Source organism: Chromobacterium sp. FG89 (assembly GCF_057808735.1).
In genome coordinates this window covers 69637-86867 of the sequence record NZ_JBMDIQ010000006.1, presented here as the reverse complement: position 1 = coordinate 86867, position 17231 = coordinate 69637, and the positions used below count along the sequence as shown (strand labels likewise).

Here is a 17231-nt window from a genome sequence, read left to right as displayed (position 1 = left end):
AGTAGGAGCCCTCGGCAGGAGGGTTCATTTTGGCGGCTGCTTCTTGTACTTCTTATGGGCAACGGCACAAACGCTTTCAACGATCTTCACTACCTCATCTCTATCGCTACTGCCTAGATCGGCAATAAGGTTGGCTATGTGCTGGGCTTGAGCATTCACCTCGGTGCTGGTTTCCGTCACCAGTTCAGCCACAGAGCACCCCAGAACCTTGGCAAGCTTGCCCAAAAATTCGACGTCTGGGGAACTGTCGCCGCGCTCATACCTGGCATAGCCCTCAGTGCTGAGGTTCATATCCGCAGCCACATCCTTTTGAACTAGCTTGGCATCTTTGCGCTTCTGAGCGATACGCTTGCCTACGAGATATCTCAGTTGGAGTTGTCGGCTCATGTTTCGCTATGTTCAGTTAAATTCATATGATTTTGACTGACGCCGCAAGACAGATCAACCCTGGAAGAGCACACTAGAGTGAGTCGTTTCTTCTGTGGAGGTGAGCATGAAGCCGAAGGTTGAGTGTGTCGTAGACAATACCGTGAAGAGGTGGAAGAAGGGTGGTCTGCTTCATCGTGAAGACGGTCCTGCTGTCATAAAGGGTAGTGGTCACAATCGGGTTGAAGAGTTTTGGTTTGGGGGATGTTTAGTCTCTGCTGCCATGTTGGAACTTCATAGAACCCTGACACCTGAGATTGATGAGATTGTGAGAAAAAGGAAAGTGGTCAGGATAGACTGCCGTGGAAAATGAAAAGCACCCAACCGGGTGCTTTTATTTATGCAAAAAGTGCATCAAGCTTGCGCTTCTGCTTCCTATCCAAGCAAGACATCAACATGGGGTAGTTGTCTTCTACAGCCTTTGTTAATTCAAGATGTAAGGCGTTGAATTCTTCACTCGCCATGAATTCAATCACTGATCGTGGGTGCTCTGGCATGCCTTTGAGCTTCAAAACAGCAGCCACCATGAAATAGCTGTTGTAGGCAATCAAAAGTTCCTTAATCTGGTTCTCACGGATGACGAAGAACTTCTTGTAGACCGCAATGAGCTTCTTCCCTTCGTTGGTCTTGGCGAAGCTGAAAATGCGATCGCTCATGCCGTTGATGCAGTATTGGAGACACGTCATGTTTTTCATAGCTGCTCTCCTTATGCTGCTACCAAGTCGGCTGTGCTGCTGGAGGTGGTGGCAAGTTCGGCATCCATGATCCTGTTCAGTTCGCGCACGATGGCGGCTTCGTCGTCAGGTGCATGGAAGGCGAGTTCAAGCTGCTCTGCCTCGATGCGGGCCTTGGCCATCGCATAGATGGCAGGACTCTTCTCAAAGCCAATAGCATTCCTGGCATGCTGCTTCGCTACTACCAAGGTGGTGGCAGACCCTGCGAAGGCGTCGAGCACCACGTCACCTGGATTGGTGTGGTTGCGAATCAAAGGCTCCACCATCCATGTGTACTTCTCGGTAGGGTGGGCAGTCTTCTTCTTCCCAATGGGACCTTCATACACCTGCACCATGTCTGCCTGCGCACCGAAGTTGAAGGTGTACTGCTTGCCCTTGGTGAACCACACAGCTTCTTCAATCGTGCTGCGATAGTTGTTCTTGCGAATGCTGGGAACGGGGTTCTTCTTCTTGAAGTAGATTTTGTTCTTGAAATTCAGATCAAAGTCACGTTCCAAGTAGTGAGCAATCAAGCCGGTGTACTTCCGATCCAAGAAGAGAATCAAGGAACCATTGTCCTTAAGCACCCGCACAAACTGCGCAATGAAGGGCTTGAGCCAGTGGTAGTAGTCGTCAATGCTGGCCCAGCTATCGTGGAAGTCAGCACCCCATGCCTGGCTGGTGGTGACGATTTTGCTGCCTTTCTTGGTGAGCTTGGCACTGTCTGCAATGCCATAAGGTGGGTCGGTCAGCACCAAATCAACGAAGTTGGAAGGGACCGCGGCCAAGCCTGTCTGGCCATCCGCGTTACTGAAGTAGTTGGTATGAGAACCAACATCAAAATATTCTTGTTCTTTCATGATGAATTCCTTTGTGTTTTAAGTCATGTTTGAGCCCTCCTTTCCAGATGAACCATTTCACTGGTAGGTGTTAAGTGGGTAGTCGCTAAACTGGCAGTTGATCGCTGTATGGGATGCACCAGGCCTATTCAGGTGCTTGGCTCTAGTTGTCAGCTAGAGCCATTAACGGCTCGATTATTTCTACTAAACTGATGAATCTGGTGAAAGAGCCTGAATCAGCTTCCCAATCCTCTCTTGTCCAATATCGCTCACGATATTTGGAAGGTATTCAACAACATACCTAGTTGCCAAGTCTAGAAGAGCCTCATCATTCTTGCGCTCTTCCTTCGTTGGAATCGCCTTATCATTAAAATGAGCGAACAAGTCATAATATTGATAAGAGATAAGGCAAGGAACAATGAGTGAATAAGGGTCACTCGTAATGCTCTTCATGGTCTGGATAACTTCCTGACCATCTGAAGAATCCATGAACTGCTCCAAAGTCAGAAGGCCGTGTGGAATGCCTGCAAAGTCAACTTCAGGTGTCGCTGCCTTCTTAGACATGGCTCACCTCACCTTCTTTGAAGAGGGAGTTCAAAAAGGCACGCTCTGCTTCAGTAAAGGTTTCCATGATGGTGTCAAAGCCCTGTTCAATCACAAGAGAAGCAACAGTGGAAATCTCTTCAATATCTACTGTTTCAGGAGCAACACCTTGTTCTTGAAGCTGGGCCACCATGTCAAAGGTCTGGTAGAAAGAAAGGAATATCCTCAACTTCCTACCATTAGCACGAGTTTCATTGCGAAGAATTTCAATGATCTGCTTTGTTGTTGGAGCAACCAAAACATCTTTAAGAGGGAAGGCACCGTTAGGTACCGCAATAAAAGTGCCAGTAGGCACAGAGATAAGTGTTTGCATGATAAATATCCTTTGTTTAAGTCATTGTTAGAACCTTCCTTTCTAGTGCCCCATGCACTAAGTAGGTAATTGATAGGGTAATCGCTATATTTACAAGTTGATCGCTTTGTTTGATTGATTTGTTCACGTCGTCAATCAATGATGCGAACTTTACGCCTTAATCGAAAAAGGGTCCATGAACTGGTTCTTGGTGGTACCAAGGAAAACGTAGGGTCGTAAAAAAAGCACCTGATAGGTGCTCAAGATCGATAGCCAAGATTACTTGATTTATCGATGAATTTTGCTAGGTTATGAGAAAGACTCAGGGGGAGGTGCGCGTATGAAGAATGGACGCTACCAAGAAGAAGGAGCGGAGCTTTGGTTCTTCAATAATCAACTTCATCGTGAAGCTGGCCCAGCTTGTTCAGAAGCTGATGGCACCCAGTCTTGGTATCGCAATGGGGCGCTTCATCGCTTGGACGGCCCAGCGGTTATTTGGGCGGATGGAAGTCAGGAATGGTGGATCAACGGCAATAGGCACCGACTGAATGAGCCCGCTGTGGTCAATGCGGATGGAAGCCGCCGTTGGTATCTGAACGGTAGCTTGCACCGTATCGGTGGGCCAGCCGTCGAGGCAGCTAGTGGAGCTACAGCTTGGTACCAAAACGGCGAGTTACACCGCGAGAACGGGCCGGCTGTGGAAGGTGCTGATGGCACAAGGGAGTGGCATCGCCACGGCAAGCGTGTTCCCGATGAGGATGACAGGCCGCAAGCATTCAACAATAGGAAGATTGTTGAGATTAGAGCTTCCTACGACAAGCCAATAAAGGTCGTGGAAAACCGAATCTTGGCTATCAGGCAGAAGTTTCTTGAAGACAGTGAAACTTCTCAAGGTACAAAAATGAAGCCACGATTTTAGTTTTGGCTGTTCTTCTCTTTAAATCTTGAATTGATGTAATGGCAGGCTGTGGAGCTTGTGGGCGAAGGTATGTGCGGTGGAGAACTCGTAGAGTTGTCCACGGCAAGCATGCCGCTATGCAACGCATATCGTCCATAAATCCATAGCCTTCTTCTGACTTAAAGCCGATCCTTCAAGCGTGCGGCTATCTGCTGCACCACCTCAACGATCATGGCTCTGTCTGCTTCGGGAAGCGTGTGGAGGATCTGAGAGATCAGTTCGGCCTGGTCGCCGGTCCTGGTGCTGCTGGCAATCAGTAGCTCATCGATGCCGCATCCATAGACCTCGGCAAGCTCTGCCAGACGTTGGACGGTAGGCATGGTGATGCCTCGCTCCATGCGGGATACAGCCTCTGTACCGATGTGAAGGGCTTCCGCCACCTGATCCTGTGTGAGGCTCTTGGCTTCCCGCCGTTGGGCCAATGTGCGCCCGATGCTCTTGAATAATTCTCCGTGCTGGTTGTTCTCTGGCGGCATGTTCTCTCCACGATCTTTGACAACCCAAATGGTTGCTTGTCAACCCAAAAAGATGAACATGCGTTAAAGTTGAGTATCAACCCGAAAGGTCGGGTTGAGGATGAGTAGCTGGAAAAGCAGCTTGTTGATGCCAGCGACTTACCAGAACAACCTTGAACATGATTGATCCTCTACATATGAAAAGCTCGTTTGTGAAGCAATACCAGGTGACTCAGCAATCTGATGGCTCGGCTGAAGTTGTGGTCAAAGGTAGCCGTGCAGGGGCATTCGGAGCCGCATCTAACCCTGTCGGTTTGACCGTAATCCTGCTGTTTACCTATGCGGTGGTTTGGATTGGCTTGGTTTTTCTCGGTGAGTACATTTCTATTGGATTCATTGAGAACCACATGGGAAAGGCGGCACTGGTAGCTCTGGCTGCTCCGCTGCTACTCTTGAAGTTTGTGTTTGGAGGCCGTAAATACCGCATCCGTCTTCTTCCTGATGGGGTTCAGTTTGGTGGGGGCAAGAAGCAACTCTCGCTCTGACATTAAGAAATTCTCTGTTGTTACAGAATCAGTTAGTGGTTCTGCCAATGGATATGTCCAAACTGCCTATGTTTGCGCCGATGCACTGGGGCAGCAAATGAAGCTGACAGGTCATATGAAGCTGGAGCTTGCTGAGGCCGTGAGGGAGGAGATCGTTGGCTACTACAGGCGGATGTAAGATGCCTGCCGATTAAAAAAAGCACCTTCGGGTGCTTTTTTGTTGATTGCTTCAAGGCGTATTTTTGCCGTTTCCAATTTTGATTGACTATCGTCAATCCTCTGCGAGTTCTTCTTTGTTTCAGTGGGGCTAATCTATTCTTCTTGGATGATGATTAATCCATCTTCTATATGAAGAGTACATGGCTTTGCCTTGTTTCCTTCGGAAACTGCGGCAAAGCCTTATCCCTTGCTGGCTAGAAAAATCTCACAATTGAGTTCTAGTGCAATTCTGCTTTCTGCCGAGTTCATCCTGTCGAACTGCGGCCCTTGCAAATAGTTAGCTATTTGCACGAATCTTGGTTTCTTTCTGCTCAACTAACAGCAGGGTGCAGGGTATCCAAGACGTTCCTTCCAGAACTAAGCCTAAACCTATATTTGCTCGCACCTCCCAACATCTGGCTTAAGAGAGCTGACATGAATAGCTCTCCGTCAGTAGCTTGAAAGTAGCTCCCTTATCCCTTGGACAAGAACATTTGTGCTATTGGGCTCTTTCGTTTGGCGGTGGTGGCAACTTCTCGTCTATTGCCTTCGGTAATCTATCGCATCGCTGTAAACTGCCAATCTACTTCACTTTAATGAGCCGTGCTCTTTTCGTCACACAAATGACTGACTGAATACTTCCAGGATGTCGAGACTGCATGTTGTGTGGGCACAGGATTCTTCCTGGTTGCTGATTAACCCCCAATCACTCAAGTTTTGCTGTTTCATTCGTCGCTGTATGGTGCAACCAAGATCAAGCAGTCTAGAATTCCTGTATTCTTCACAAGTTGATCGATGCTGAGTCAAGGGTCTTACGATTACTCTTGCTGCCCAAGGACATATAACACTTCAACTTGTCTTTCGCGGACATAAAAAATGCCCTTGATTTTCACCAAGAGCAATTGCATAATTTTGAGCGTTGACAAGCGGCTATTAATTTAATACTATTTAATTGTCTTGGTAGAACATCTATATTGAAAAATTCTTTGAATGTCAAGGGTGTTCTGTTAGAAACCGGGTGGTGCCGAATCTAACGAGAAAGAAAAAGGGCGAGTCATTGCGACTTGCCCTTATCTTTTTGGGAAGGAAGCTCTATCGTTCTTCTATGCTCTGGGCTTCAGGATCGTATCGGTAGTTCACGATGTCCCCGTTGATCAGCATGTGTGCCGCTGCTTCAATGATGTGAAGTGGCGCAATGAACCACTCACGAGGTGAGAACCGCTTGCCCGCCTTGTCAAAAACATCCACGTTGAGGCATGCCTTACCAAAGAAGGTGTGCAGCAGCAGTTCAAATTTCTGCGGGTTGAGGTTGTAGCACTCAAAGACAGAAATCACTTTCACAGGTGCCATGAGGTAGGTTGGTTCCTCGGCCGCGTTTTTGATCCGTTCAGGCACAGGCACTGTGGAGTAGCCAATCTTGAACAGGTTCTTCGTGTCTGCGATCTCAGGCACGGTGCTGAGGGACTGAAGCACATAGAGGTAGCCTGACTTCTCGTCGTCTGCTTTGATCTGCTCCAGAGCCTCGAGGGCCTTCTCTGTGGGGTCCAGAATGCGGCGGCCAGTCTCGTCCTTGTAGAGTTCAGTTGCCAACGAACGAAGCAGCATGTTGGACTCGGTGCCATTCTCAAAGATGCAGCGAAGCCGGGCGTTGACCTTGCCGTTCTTCACCTCCTTCTCACCGACTTCAGCCACATAGGCAGTTATGCCATGGAGGATGAAGAAGTGACCAGGCTGGATCTGCTGCTCACCAGTGAAGCCGCGTGCCTCACGGACGCCGGCGGTAAGCTCTGCATGGCACTGTTTGAACAAGGGCTCAAACTGTTCAAAGTCTGGGCAGCGTTTGCGCTGTGCGATCTTGTCGGGCATCTCCTTTACCAACGGCACATGCTTTAGTTCGAAGATGCTGGCGGCTTCGTCGTCCAATAGGCCCAGAGAGTCATCCTTGAAGATGTCAGCAACTGAGGTTATGGGCTTGGCAGGCTCCACGAAGTTGAGTAATTTGAACTCGTCTGCGTCCTGCAAGGCTTCGCATTTCTCCTTGCTGGCGCGAAGTCCCTTGAGCCTGTTGAAGAGTTGGAACTCAAGGATGTTGGAGGGGTTGGACTCTGGCTCCTTGCCGTGCTGACGGTAGAAATCGTTGATCTGCTGGAACGAGGCCAGCAGACGTTCATCCACGCCGATAGCAGCACGTTTGGGCTTTACATTGAGCAAGCCCATGTCATCGTCTTGCAGGATTTTTAGAAGGTCATCCTTCTCCACGGTCAGACTCCTTGCTGACGTCGCTGGGCTTTCAGGTAGACCACGGCATCAGCCATGCGGCGCTCAAGAGGATCAAGCGAAGCAATGTTTGGCTCCCTGCCGTGGGTCTTCACGAAGTCCTTGATCTTGGGCCAGAGCAGGATGGCTTCCTCGTCACTCATCTGCACACGTGTGGCTTCAATGGTGTCCTGAATCACCTTGAAGATCTTCGTGGTCAGTGACTTGGACAGAATTTCAAACGCTTTCTGGAACGGGTTCACCCGGTCGATCAGATCAATGTGCAAGTCGTCTATGTTGATGAACTTGTCAGCCATGCGTACAAAACGCTTGTCACCTTCCTGTTTGATCTCGCCATTCTTGATGACCGAATCGACAACCACGTGCTGACGGACTTCTTCAACTTCCTCATCGCTCAGTTCAGGGTATTTGATTTTGATAATTTTGGGGATCATGACCTTGTTGATCACTTCGGGATCAACATTGCCAGGCAGAGCCTTCACTAGCTTGTCGTCAGAAAGTATGGCCGCTTTCAGGTCGTTCAGGTCGGACTCAATGATGTCCTTGACACGCTTGGAGCTCGGCTCCTTCAAGCCACGAACCTTGATCTCGGTATCGGTGCTCTTATCGTCATCGTTGACCTTGGTCTTGAACTTGAAGTTTGGTGCCAGAACCTGCTCCATAAGGAGGGAACAAGTGATGGCTTTGAGCATGTTGTTCACCGACAGCTTCACAAGCTCGTCAGTGGCATCAGGCTGGGCGATGAGGTTGGTGAATTGAGCGTGGCTCTTGTTGTTGCTGTCGCGGGTGCAGCGGCCAATGATCTGAATGATTTCGGTGAGCGATCCGCGGTAGCCAACGGTCAGGGCGTGTTCGCAGAACTTCCAGTCAAAACCTTCCTTTGCCATGCCCAGGGCAATGATGAGATCCATGTCTTCTGGCTTCTCAATCTTGCGCAGGTAGTCAACGATGCGATCGCGTGCCTTGGGTTCGTCATGAACGAGATCGGCAACCTTCAAGTCCTTGCCATCACCATGTCGCTTGACGTGAATGACACAGGTTTCAGGGTCACGGTGAGTGACCGTGCCAATGATGTCCAAAATACGATCCACCTCGTCATACTTGTCTTTGGTGGATTCACCTGACTGGACATTGGGTATGTGAAGAATGGTCTTCTGATCGGTGTTCAGAATTTCACCGATGGCGGTGGTGTACTTTCCTTGGTAGAAGTGATACCCGATCCCCAAAGACTTGAGGAAGGTATAGCCGTTTAGCTGCTCGTAGTAGTTGTAGGTGACTTTGGTGAATTGGGCTTCGTCTTCGGGCAGCAGGACCGGCACACTGTCACCACGGAAGTAAGAGCCTGTCATTGCCACGATGTGCACGTCTGACTTTGCCATGACGGTGCGCAGCAACTCACCAAGCCGGTTCTCCCCGTCAGCAGAGACATGGTGGAACTCGTCAATGGCAAGTAGCACATTGTCAAAATCTGATTCTTCCAATGCCTCAAAAGCAAAGCGAAGGGTGGCATGGGTGCAGATCAGAATCTTGTCTGGACCCTTCATGAAGTCGACCAGTGCTTGAACCTTCCCCTGATCGCCACCAGGCGTGCAGAGGTTGTTCTTTGGCTCGACGGTCCAGTTTGAGAAGAAGCCAAACTTGCTCAGTTCTACGGTGTCAAACGAAGCACCAATGGAGCGTTCAGGCACTGCAATAATTGCCTTGGACAGCCCTTGGTTGATGAGCTTGTCCAGAGCGATGAACATGAGGGCACGAGACTTCCCTGAAGCTGGAGGCGCTTTCAGCAGCAGGTATTGAGCATTGCGAGCTTCAAAGGCACGCTCCTGCATCTCCCGCATGCCGTATTGATTGGTGCTGGTGCTCTTGCCGGTCTGGGCGTAGGTGACGTCAACGATATTAGGCATGCTCTGCTTCCATCATTTTTTCGTAGAGTTTGAAGAGGCATTCCAAGCGCTCGGTATCGCTGTAGAACGGCTTGATCTGGTAGCACTGCTCAACCACCACGTCCAGTTCGTGGTGTGCCTGCTTCAGATCGGCAGGCATAGTGTCGGGGTCGTATAAATCCTCGATGCTCAGCTCAGGATAGGCTTCACGAATGGCAACGATGGCCATCGCTTTTTCTGCGACAGCTTGCTTCTTTTTGTCGCTGACCTCTGGGAATGGGAAGGTGTTGTAGCAGATTGCTGACGAATACCTGTAGTCCGTCTTCATGCGGCCGCCTACGGCCCCTACCCAGACGATATGCATCTTCGATGAGACCAAGCCGAAGACGGTTGGGTCCTGATTCAGGATGACGAATGCCGAGTCGGACACGACCGAAGCCGCGTCCATGTAACCGATAGGAATGTATTCGCGTCTCTCGGAAGACGTTTTTGGAACGATGATCGAGCCACCCTTGAGTTGCACACGCTGTGCGAACTTGTGAGCGATCTTTGCGTAGCCGTTCGTAGTCTTAGCCTTTGACTTCACACGGAAGTCATAGCAGGCATCAATGCGTGCTTTGATGGGTGGAATAGAACGTGCAAGATCAAGCTGTTCGTCCTCGATCCAAAGGCATTGACGTGGGTTGCCATCAATGAATTCCTGAGTGCCGTAGAGCTTCCTGAATAGCGGCTTGGACTGAGGGTATTGCTTAACGATGGCATCCCGCTCTTCTGGCTTTAGAATGAGATTGCCACCATCCCGTGCCATGCAGCCCATAGCCATCTGAGGGAAGCCAGAAATGCTAGTATCGGCTTTGCGAACGAAGACGTTCCTGCCTTCGGCCAAGTAAGCGTTGATGTTCTTGACGATCTTGTAGCTGTCCAGACCGAACAACCGCTTCTCTCGGTCACTTTCGTTTCGCACGCCGACGATCACGCAAGTGACCACCGCATTGCTCTTGGCGAAGTTGGACCACCTGAAAGATGTATAGGCGAAGTCGATCTCAAGGCCCCGGTCAAAGATTCGAGGCCACACATAGGAAACCTGTTCGCCTTGGCAAATGGAGTTTGTCGCCACGAACGCGAACTTGGCGTTCTTGCCTTCAATGAAGCGCGCAGCCTTTAGGAACCAGCAAGATACATAGTCGGAGTCCTTGTACTCTTCGTGCCCCTCAAAGACCAATGCTAGGTCTGCTTTCTGCTCTGGCTCTTGGTTTCGGGCTCCAAGGTAGGGAGGGTTGCCAAGCAGGTAGACTTGTTCGTCTTCCTTTGCTGCGATGAAGTCTTCCCAATTCACTTGAACGGCGTTGTCGCTCTTGATGTTGCCACTACTCTTCAGGGGTAGCGCCGGGTTGCAGTGACCAAAGGTGGCTTTGAACTTCAGATTCATCTGATGCTCTTTCAGCCATAGGGACAGGATTGCAATTTCGTGCGCGAAGTCGTCAAGCTCAATGCCATAGAACTGAGACAGCTTAATTCTTGAAAGCGGAAAAATGCCTTCTGGGGTTAGCTCTTGCAGTCGCTTGAAAATTTCCATTTCAAGCTGGCGAAGTTCCTTGTAAGCAATGATGAGGAAATTGCCCGATCCGCAGGCTGGGTCGAAAATTTTCAGATGTTCCAAGCGAAGAAGAAGCAGTTCAAGCTTTGCTTTGCTGTCAAAGTGCTTCTCAAATTCTGCCTTTATTTCATTGAGGAAGAGAGGTTCAATTGCCTTCATGATGTTCTGCACTGATGTGTAGTGCATGCCCATGTTGCCCCGTTGGCTGGGGTCAACCACTGCCTGAATCATCGACCCGAAAATATCGGGATTGATCTCTGACCAATTCAGATCGGCACCACACTCAATGAGCATGGCACGTGACTTCCGATTGAATTTCGGAACGGGTAGCCTGTCAGCGAACAGTCCGCCATTCACATAGGGGAAATCGACCAGGTACTCAGGAACACCCTCACGGCTTTCCTGATCCATGATGTCAAAGGCACGCTTCAGATAGTCGTCCAGGTCGCTGCCGTCAGCAGCCGTGTGCGAGCCGATGTGGTTGGTGAAGAGCTTGGGCGGGAAGATGCCAGTGTCTTCAGCGAAGTAGCAGAACAATATCCTGGACAGGAACACGTTCTGCCAGTGAATTTCCTGTGCTGTGGTCGCCGGGTTGTTATCGCGCAAGAGGTCAAAGAGCTTCGCCATTTTTTCGGCGGCTTTGACATCAGCGGGGTTCTCACCCTGAGCTTGAGTCTTCTCCAAACCAGCCCACGGAAGGAAGAAATCAAACTTCTTGTTCAGTTCGGCCAGAGGAATATCTAGGGTATCCTCCGTCTTGGTATCAATCGCCAGAAGGTGGGTGGCATTGATGGCGATAATGAAGCGCGGTTGGTGCTTGGCAACCACGTCAGCATGCTTCATCTCATCGATGATCGTCAGCAACTTGTCGCTGTTAGTGGCCTTGAAGTAGACCTGCTTTTTCCAAAGAACTTCGTCGGCATTCTTGGAGAGGTTGTAGCTACCCTTACCAGCCATTCTTAGGCGAGTGATGGAAGCCTTGGGCTTGCCATAGCACTCAAGCAAGTCATACAGGAATTCAGCCTGTTTGATGCCTCCTGCGAGTGCCTTAACTTTTTCTTCTACTTGCGCGATGTTCATTGGAAAGCGGCCCTACGTATGATCGGACTGTCAACGGCAAAAAGCACCCCGAGGGGTGCTTCTGCTGGGTGGGAGAAGCTTACGCTGCTTTGAACTCTGCTTCGGTGATTTCACCCAACTGTTCCTTGGTGGGCTTTTTACCCAGACGGCTGGACAGCTTCTTCAGGAAGTTGAGCTTGGCCTTGCTTTCAGAGGGAGTGACCAGCCATGCATCAACGGACTTGCCGCTCTCATAGGCGGTGAAGCAACCTTCAGTCTCAAGGAACTTGGGTGGGTGAGCCAGCCACACGCCAGTTTCGTCACCCTTCGTGGACTTCAGCGGCTTGGTGATGGTGCGAGTGCCACCAGCAGAAGCTCCCTTGCCACCAGCAGCCTTGCCAGAAGAGCCACCCTTGAAACCGAGTTCGTCAGCGGTGAAGTTGAAGGTGGCGATCTGCTCCTTGACGGCAATCAGCGCAGCAGGACGCTCTGCTTCCATTTGGGCGGCAACCATTTCCTCAAACTCTTTGCGCTTGGCAATGATCTCTGCAAGGGTCAGCTTCTTGGCTTCTGCCATAAATTTCTCCAGTAGTAGGTAAGACTGTAGTTGCTTGAATTGCTCAACAAGCCACTACAGTGCTTCTTGCTTGTTGATGGTCGTACTGTATGAGGGGGAACAAGTTGCGTCAACAAGAAAGAATGACCATGTTAAAAGCCGTCTCCTTTGCACTGGCTTCAATCGGTGGCATTGCTGTGCCTTAGATCGAGCTAAGAAATGTCGATCTCCAGAACTTGGATAGGCACTTGTTTGTACACCATAGTTACACCAGTGGTGACTTTTGCAACTTGGTAGTTATTACGAATGAGTATTCGGTTGCGAAGTGTCAGGGTGGCCCCTGATGCAAAAAGTACCTCTTTTTCGTGACCCAAGTTCGTGCCATTTAGCCTAAAGGCGAAAACATTAGTCGAAGACGTAGTTACCCGAAGTACAAACAGATCAATGCAACCAGCATCGTATGCCTTGCCACCATGCTCTGCTTCTCTCAATGCTACCTGCGGGCAGAAGGTCGTGGAAAGCGGCATTGAAGTTGTGAGGCTCATTCCACTAGGCCAGCAGCCGCCATGAAACAGGACTTGTCCGGGTGAGAGGGCTGCGCCAATGCTGTTGATATCGCTGTTGATAGCTGAGAAATTACAGGCGGGGTACTTTTTCTGATAGTCGGACAGACTCTTGGGTGTTGCCGAAGGCATGGCTTTTCTCCAAGTGCCATACGCGGTGCTATTGGCTAACTCAGCATCTATGTGGCGTTCCAACCCACCATCCGCAGCGACTTGTGCCATATATTGGGCGGCTTGAAGTCCATTGGTAACTGATAGTTGAAGCTGATAATTGATACGGGAGTGAGGCATACGTCCTGTGGTCCGTAACTGAGCCAACATCTCTTCTTGTGTCGCATCTCTTTGGGACCAGACTTCATAGGGCGTGGTGAAAGTATCCACTAGCGGGAGAACTGCCATTGTTTTTATCTTTCTCTATTTAATAAATCAAACTTGTTGTGCAAATTTGGGTTGTCAAATAACCCTATCAAATGAAGCTTGACGGTGGAGGGGTCAGTTCCTGTCGCCATAGTACACATTGGTCATGGCTGACGAGCTATGACCGGCAAGAAGCATGATTTCTTCTTCGTTCAATGATGCACCTGATCGAAGTTTCGCAAAGACCTCTGCCAACCTATCGGGCATATTTTGAATGGTCTGCTCAACAGTCTGTGGTGACACTCCCATTTCTTTTGCAATCTGGAAGTTATTTGACCGCTTTTGGCGAATCAACTTGGTCAGTGCTGTCCTGCGGGTATCGTGAAAGTGAAGGCGGGTATCTGGATCATCATAAAGACCAAGAGCTTTCAAGGCATCAACCCAATATTGACGGAAATTCCATGCCGTTAATTTAAAGATAGGACCCTTTGCCAATCGGTTTGCTTTGAGCCATTCCCTAAAGTCTTCGTCATCAGGGATCATGATGTCCCTTGGCTTGCCATTCTTTGTCTTCGGAATATGAATAGACCAAAGGTTAAGATTGACGTTTTCCCACTGAGCGCCAAGAACCTCGCTTTTTCGTGCTCCTGATTCAAGGCAGGTGACAAACAAGTAGCAGGGCTCTTGATTGGCTTTGAGCTTCATCCATTCGGCAATTTGCACGGCCTCATCATCAGAAAGAACTCGCTTCCTGCCAAGATATGCCTTTGGCTTCTCGCCCTTGGGAAGCATCTTCACAGGGTTCATGAGTCCATGAGGGAATTGTTCTGGATAGAGCTTGTAGACTTTCTCAAAAGCCGAACTGATTGTTGAAATTTCTCGGAGAATGGTGTTGTTTTTGATGCCTGTGCTTTTCCTTGACTCTATGTAGGCAATTAAGAGCCAGAAGTCCACCGTATCAATTTTGAAGTTCCCAAATTCGATGTGATCTTTGTTGAATGTCCTTCCAAGCATTGCATCAACAATTGTGTTCTTATAACGATAGTTGTCGATCTTGGGACCAAGTTCTTTAAGATAGATTGGAATTTGAGGAATGGCACGAAGGCAACGGTTGCTGTTGGTCTTCAGTGAAGTAGGGGAATGCTTGCTCATGTATTGCTCAAAGTAGTCCTTGAGCAGCCTTCTCATGTCAGGCATTTCAAGTTGATACTTTTGATCAAAGATGAGATTCTGAGGAAAACCAGTATTGATACGGTGCAGCTCTTGCTCTTCCCATGACCTAGCTACAGCTTCATCATCAAAGAGCTTAGAGAGGTTTTCACCTCCTTTGCGGATCTGGACACGCCACCTGGTGACACTGACCTTGCGGCCAGTCTCCTTGTTCAGAACCTTGTACTTGATTGGGTAGACCGACACTGTGACCCCTTCCTATGCTGACCTGCACAAGCCAATCTGATCCTTGGCTTGCACAATCAATTTTGTTGGTGCAAAAAATTGTGCATGAAAAGCGGCGTTTTGTGCAAAAAACCGTGAGTCAGGCACTCCAACCTATTGATTTACAACAGGTGCATAGGATCGTATCTGGCTTCAACAAGAGCCAGCAGGACGCCTTCCTGCCCTTCGTCGAATCCGGCCTGCTGACCTTCATCGGCGCCACGACGGAAAACCCCTCTTTCGAGGTCAATTCCGCGCTCTTGTCCCGCGCCCAGGTCTATGTGCTCAACAGCCTGGACGAGGAGGAGCTGCGCCAGTTGTTCGAACGCGCCGCCGCCAACGGCGCGCTGGAGGGGCTGAGCTTCGACGACGCCGCCATCGACACCCTGACCGGCTACGCCGACGGCGACGCCCGCCGCTTCCTCAACCTGCTGGAACAGACCCGCACCGCCGCCTACGCGCGCAAGACCGGCCAGATAGACCGCGACTTCCTGTCCGAGGTGCTGACCGTCAACGCGCGCCGCTTCGACAAGGGCGGCGACGATTTCTACGACCAGATCTCCGCGCTGCACAAATCGGTGCGCGGCTCCAATCCGGACGCGGCGCTGTACTGGCTGACGCGGATGCTGGACGGCGGCGCCGACGCGCGCTATCTGGCGCGCTATCTGGCGCGCCGGCTGGTGCGCATGGCCTGGGAGGACATCGGCCTGGCCGATCCGCGCGCGATGCAGATCGCCAACGACGCCGCCGCCACCTACGAGCACCTGGGCAGCCCGGAAGGCGAACTTGCGCTGGCTCAAGCCGCGCTGTATTTGGCCGTGGCCGCCAAGAGCAACGCCGGCTACAAGGCGTATAATGAGGCCCGCGCCTTCATCAAGCAGGACAAATCCCGGCCGGTGCCGGTACACTTGCGCAATGCGCCCACTCGGCTGATGAAGGAGTTGGGCTACGGCCACGAATACCGTTACGCCCATGACGAACCCCATGCCTACGCCGCCGGCGAGACCTATCTGCCGGAAGGATTGGAAGACATGCGCTGGTATCAGCCGACTCCGCGCGGACTGGAAAGCAAAATAAGGGACAAGCTGGATTTCCTGCGTCAGCTCGACGACGACGCCCGGCAAGACTCCGAATAAGTGAAAGAAACAGGACCAACCTAACCATGCTCGACATCAATCTGCTTCGCAACGACATCGAAGCCGTCGCCGCCCGTCTGGCCGGCCGCGGCTATACCCTGGACACCGCAGCCTTCAACCAGCTGGAGTCCGAACGCAAATCCCTGCAAACCCGCATGCAGGAACTGCAAGCCAAGCGCAACGTCTCCTCCAAGCAGATCGGCGTAGCCAAGGGCAAGGGCGAAGACGTGTCAGCCATCCTGGCCGAAGTGGCGACGCTGGGCGACGAATTGAAAGCCGCCGAACAAGGTTTCGACGCGGTGCAAAAACAGCTGGACGCCTGGCTGATGTCCATCCCCAACCTGCCGCACGAATCGGTGCCGGCGGGCAAGGACGAAAACGACAATGTGGAAGTGCGCCGCGTGGGCGCGCCGCGCCAGTTCGACTTCGAAGTGAAAGACCACGTCGACGTGGGCGCGCCGCTGGGCCTGGATTTCGACACCGGCGCCAAGCTGTCCGGCGCGCGCTTCACCGTGCTCAAGGGCGACATCGCCCGGCTGCACCGCGCCATCGCCCAGTTCATGCTGAACACCCATACCGGCGATCACGGCTACGTCGAGCACTACACCCCCTACATCGTCAACGACAGCGCGCTGCTGGGCACCGGCCAACTGCCCAAGTTCGCCGAAGACATGTTCAAGGTGACCAAGGGCGGCGAAGAAGGCAATGTGGACCAGTACCTGATCTCCACCTCGGAAATCACCCTGACCAACACCGTCAGCAACAGCATCCTCAAGGCCGAGGAGCTGCCGCTGAAACTGACCGCGCACTCGCCCTGCTTCCGCTCGGAAGCCGGCAGCTACGGCCGCGACACCCGCGGCATGATCCGCCAGCACCAGTTCGACAAGGTGGAGATGGTGCGCATCGAGAAGCCGGAAGACTCCTACGCCGCGCTGGAAGACATGGTCGGCCACGCCGAGAACATCCTCAAGGCGCTGGAACTGCCCTACCGCGTGATCACGCTGTGCACCGGCGACATGGGCTTCGGCGCCGCCAAGACTTACGATCTGGAAGTCTGGCTGCCGGCGCAGAACACCTATCGCGAAATCTCCAGCTGCTCCAACTGCGAGGCCTTCCAGTCCCGCCGCATGATGGCGCGCTACAAGGACGAAAACGGCAAGAACCAGCTGGTGCACACGCTGAACGGCTCCGGCCTGGCGGTGGGGCGCACCCTGGTGGCGGTGCTGGAAAACTACCAGAACGCCGACGGCAGCGTGACCATTCCGGCCGTGCTGCGGCCTTACTTCGGCGGCCGCGACAAGATCGGCGGCTAAGCCCCGGTTGACCCTCCGCCGCAGGAA

General features: G+C 51.5%; 16 protein-coding genes and 1 pseudogene. 5 read left to right on the top strand and 12 right to left on the bottom strand.

Going from position 1 to position 17231, the window contains the following annotated elements:
- Positions 1 to 24: 24 nt before the first annotated feature.
- Positions 25 to 387: a helix-turn-helix domain-containing protein gene (locus tag ACODRW_RS07930; protein WP_488905481.1), complete on the bottom strand. Its 363-nt coding sequence runs from the start codon at positions 385 to 387 to the stop codon at positions 25 to 27.
- A 106-nt stretch (positions 388 to 493) separates the two neighbouring features.
- Here ACODRW_RS07930 and ACODRW_RS07925 point away from each other — a divergent pair, with 106 nt between their 5' ends.
- The gene (locus ACODRW_RS07925) at positions 494 to 739 is read left to right on the top strand and encodes a hypothetical protein (RefSeq protein WP_488905480.1); all 246 of its coding nucleotides are present in this window, start codon (positions 494 to 496) and stop codon (positions 737 to 739) included.
- Between the two features lie 25 nt (positions 740 to 764).
- On the opposite strand, the gene ACODRW_RS07920 is transcribed toward ACODRW_RS07925, so the two are convergent.
- From ACODRW_RS07920 to ACODRW_RS07905, 4 genes are all read right to left on the bottom strand, one after another.
- The gene (locus ACODRW_RS07920; RefSeq protein WP_488905479.1) at positions 765 to 1121 is read right to left on the bottom strand and encodes a hypothetical protein; all 357 of its coding nucleotides are present in this window, start codon (positions 1119 to 1121) and stop codon (positions 765 to 767) included.
- A gap of 11 nt (positions 1122 to 1132) precedes the next feature.
- Entirely contained in the window at positions 1133 to 1999 is an 867-nt protein-coding gene (locus tag ACODRW_RS07915; protein WP_488905478.1) for a DNA-methyltransferase, read from the bottom strand.
- A gap of 183 nt (positions 2000 to 2182) precedes the next feature.
- Entirely contained in the window at positions 2183 to 2542 is a 360-nt protein-coding gene (locus ACODRW_RS07910; RefSeq protein ID WP_488905477.1) for a hypothetical protein, read from the bottom strand.
- Positions 2535 to 2894 (bottom strand): hypothetical protein, encoded by a 360-nt coding sequence (locus tag ACODRW_RS07905; RefSeq protein ID WP_488905476.1) that lies wholly within the window; start codon positions 2892 to 2894, stop codon positions 2535 to 2537. The genes ACODRW_RS07910 and ACODRW_RS07905 overlap by 8 nt, the downstream gene beginning before the upstream one ends.
- A gap of 319 nt (positions 2895 to 3213) precedes the next feature.
- On the opposite strand from ACODRW_RS07905, the gene ACODRW_RS07900 reads away from it, so the two are divergent.
- On the top strand, positions 3214 to 3792 hold the full coding sequence (locus tag ACODRW_RS07900; protein WP_488905475.1) for a hypothetical protein: 579 nt from the start codon (positions 3214 to 3216) through the stop codon (positions 3790 to 3792).
- Between the two features lie 158 nt (positions 3793 to 3950).
- Here the strand turns inward: ACODRW_RS07900 and ACODRW_RS07895 are convergent, their stop codons facing one another.
- A complete protein-coding gene (locus ACODRW_RS07895; protein ID WP_488905474.1) occupies positions 3951 to 4307 on the bottom strand; it encodes a helix-turn-helix domain-containing protein in 357 nt (118 codons plus the stop codon).
- A 158-nt stretch (positions 4308 to 4465) separates the two neighbouring features.
- On the opposite strand from ACODRW_RS07895, the gene ACODRW_RS07890 reads away from it, so the two are divergent.
- A complete protein-coding gene (locus tag ACODRW_RS07890) occupies positions 4466 to 4831 on the top strand; it encodes a hypothetical protein (RefSeq protein ID WP_488905473.1) in 366 nt (121 codons plus the stop codon).
- A 1290-nt stretch (positions 4832 to 6121) separates the two neighbouring features.
- Here the strand turns inward: ACODRW_RS07890 and ACODRW_RS07885 are convergent.
- From ACODRW_RS07885 to ACODRW_RS07860, 6 genes are all read right to left on the bottom strand, one after another.
- Positions 6122 to 7288, bottom strand: coding sequence for a GIY-YIG nuclease family protein (locus ACODRW_RS07885; RefSeq protein WP_488905472.1), 1167 nt, complete (start codon positions 7286 to 7288; stop codon positions 6122 to 6124).
- Positions 7289 to 7290: 2 nt separating this feature from the next.
- Positions 7291 to 9210, bottom strand: a complete 1920-nt coding sequence (locus tag ACODRW_RS07880; RefSeq protein ID WP_488905471.1) for a DEAD/DEAH box helicase — start codon at positions 9208 to 9210, stop codon at positions 7291 to 7293.
- Positions 9203 to 11866 carry a class I SAM-dependent DNA methyltransferase gene (locus tag ACODRW_RS07875; RefSeq protein WP_488905470.1) on the bottom strand — a complete coding sequence of 888 codons (2664 nt, stop codon included), beginning with the start codon at positions 11864 to 11866 and terminating at the stop codon, positions 9203 to 9205. Before ACODRW_RS07875 ends, ACODRW_RS07880 begins: the two co-directional genes overlap by 8 nt.
- 79 nt (positions 11867 to 11945) lie before the next feature.
- Positions 11946 to 12422: a hypothetical protein gene (locus tag ACODRW_RS07870; protein ID WP_488905469.1), complete on the bottom strand. Its 477-nt coding sequence runs from the start codon at positions 12420 to 12422 to the stop codon at positions 11946 to 11948.
- Positions 12423 to 12613: 191 nt separating this feature from the next.
- Positions 12614 to 13363 carry a hypothetical protein gene (locus ACODRW_RS07865; RefSeq protein ID WP_488905468.1) on the bottom strand — a complete coding sequence of 250 codons (750 nt, stop codon included), beginning with the start codon at positions 13361 to 13363 and terminating at the stop codon, positions 12614 to 12616.
- A gap of 93 nt (positions 13364 to 13456) precedes the next feature.
- A complete protein-coding gene (locus ACODRW_RS07860; RefSeq protein WP_488905467.1) occupies positions 13457 to 14737 on the bottom strand; it encodes a tyrosine-type recombinase/integrase in 1281 nt (426 codons plus the stop codon).
- Between the two features lie 140 nt (positions 14738 to 14877).
- On the opposite strand from ACODRW_RS07860, the pseudogene ACODRW_RS07855 reads away from it, so the two are divergent.
- Both ACODRW_RS07855 and serS read left to right on the top strand, forming a co-directional pair.
- Positions 14878 to 15891 (top strand): annotated as a pseudogene (locus tag ACODRW_RS07855) (replication-associated recombination protein A); the annotation flags it as partial.
- A 26-nt stretch (positions 15892 to 15917) separates the two neighbouring features.
- Positions 15918 to 17204: a serine--tRNA ligase gene (gene serS / locus ACODRW_RS07850; RefSeq protein ID WP_488905466.1), complete on the top strand. Its 1287-nt coding sequence runs from the start codon at positions 15918 to 15920 to the stop codon at positions 17202 to 17204.
- The last annotated feature ends 27 nt before the right edge of the window (positions 17205 to 17231 follow it).

Excerpts from the sequence above, each read along its gene's own strand:
- ACODRW_RS07865 (WP_488905468.1), bottom strand. The coding sequence starts at position 13,363 with ATGGCAGTTCTCCCGCTAGTGGATACTTTCACCACGCCCTATGAAGTC.
- ACODRW_RS07875 (WP_488905470.1), bottom strand. The coding sequence starts at position 11,866 with ATGAACATCGCGCAAGTAGAAGAAAAAGTTAAGGCACTCGCAGGAGGC.
- ACODRW_RS07925 (WP_488905480.1), top strand. The coding sequence starts at position 494 with ATGAAGCCGAAGGTTGAGTGTGTCGTAGACAATACCGTGAAGAGGTGG.
- ACODRW_RS07880 (WP_488905471.1), bottom strand. The coding sequence starts at position 9,210 with ATGCCTAATATCGTTGACGTCACCTACGCCCAGACCGGCAAGAGCACC.
- ACODRW_RS07890 (WP_488905473.1), top strand. The coding sequence starts at position 4,466 with ATGATTGATCCTCTACATATGAAAAGCTCGTTTGTGAAGCAATACCAG.
- serS (WP_488905466.1), top strand. The coding sequence starts at position 15,918 with ATGCTCGACATCAATCTGCTTCGCAACGACATCGAAGCCGTCGCCGCC.
- ACODRW_RS07870 (WP_488905469.1), bottom strand. The coding sequence starts at position 12,422 with ATGGCAGAAGCCAAGAAGCTGACCCTTGCAGAGATCATTGCCAAGCGC.
- ACODRW_RS07905 (WP_488905476.1), bottom strand. The coding sequence starts at position 2,894 with ATGCAAACACTTATCTCTGTGCCTACTGGCACTTTTATTGCGGTACCT.
- ACODRW_RS07930 (WP_488905481.1), bottom strand. The coding sequence starts at position 387 with ATGAGCCGACAACTCCAACTGAGATATCTCGTAGGCAAGCGTATCGCT.
- ACODRW_RS07900 (WP_488905475.1), top strand. The coding sequence starts at position 3,214 with ATGAAGAATGGACGCTACCAAGAAGAAGGAGCGGAGCTTTGGTTCTTC.
- ACODRW_RS07915 (WP_488905478.1), bottom strand. The coding sequence starts at position 1,999 with ATGAAAGAACAAGAATATTTTGATGTTGGTTCTCATACCAACTACTTC.
- ACODRW_RS07910 (WP_488905477.1), bottom strand. The coding sequence starts at position 2,542 with ATGTCTAAGAAGGCAGCGACACCTGAAGTTGACTTTGCAGGCATTCCA.
- ACODRW_RS07920 (WP_488905479.1), bottom strand. The coding sequence starts at position 1,121 with ATGAAAAACATGACGTGTCTCCAATACTGCATCAACGGCATGAGCGAT.
- ACODRW_RS07895 (WP_488905474.1), bottom strand. The coding sequence starts at position 4,307 with ATGCCGCCAGAGAACAACCAGCACGGAGAATTATTCAAGAGCATCGGG.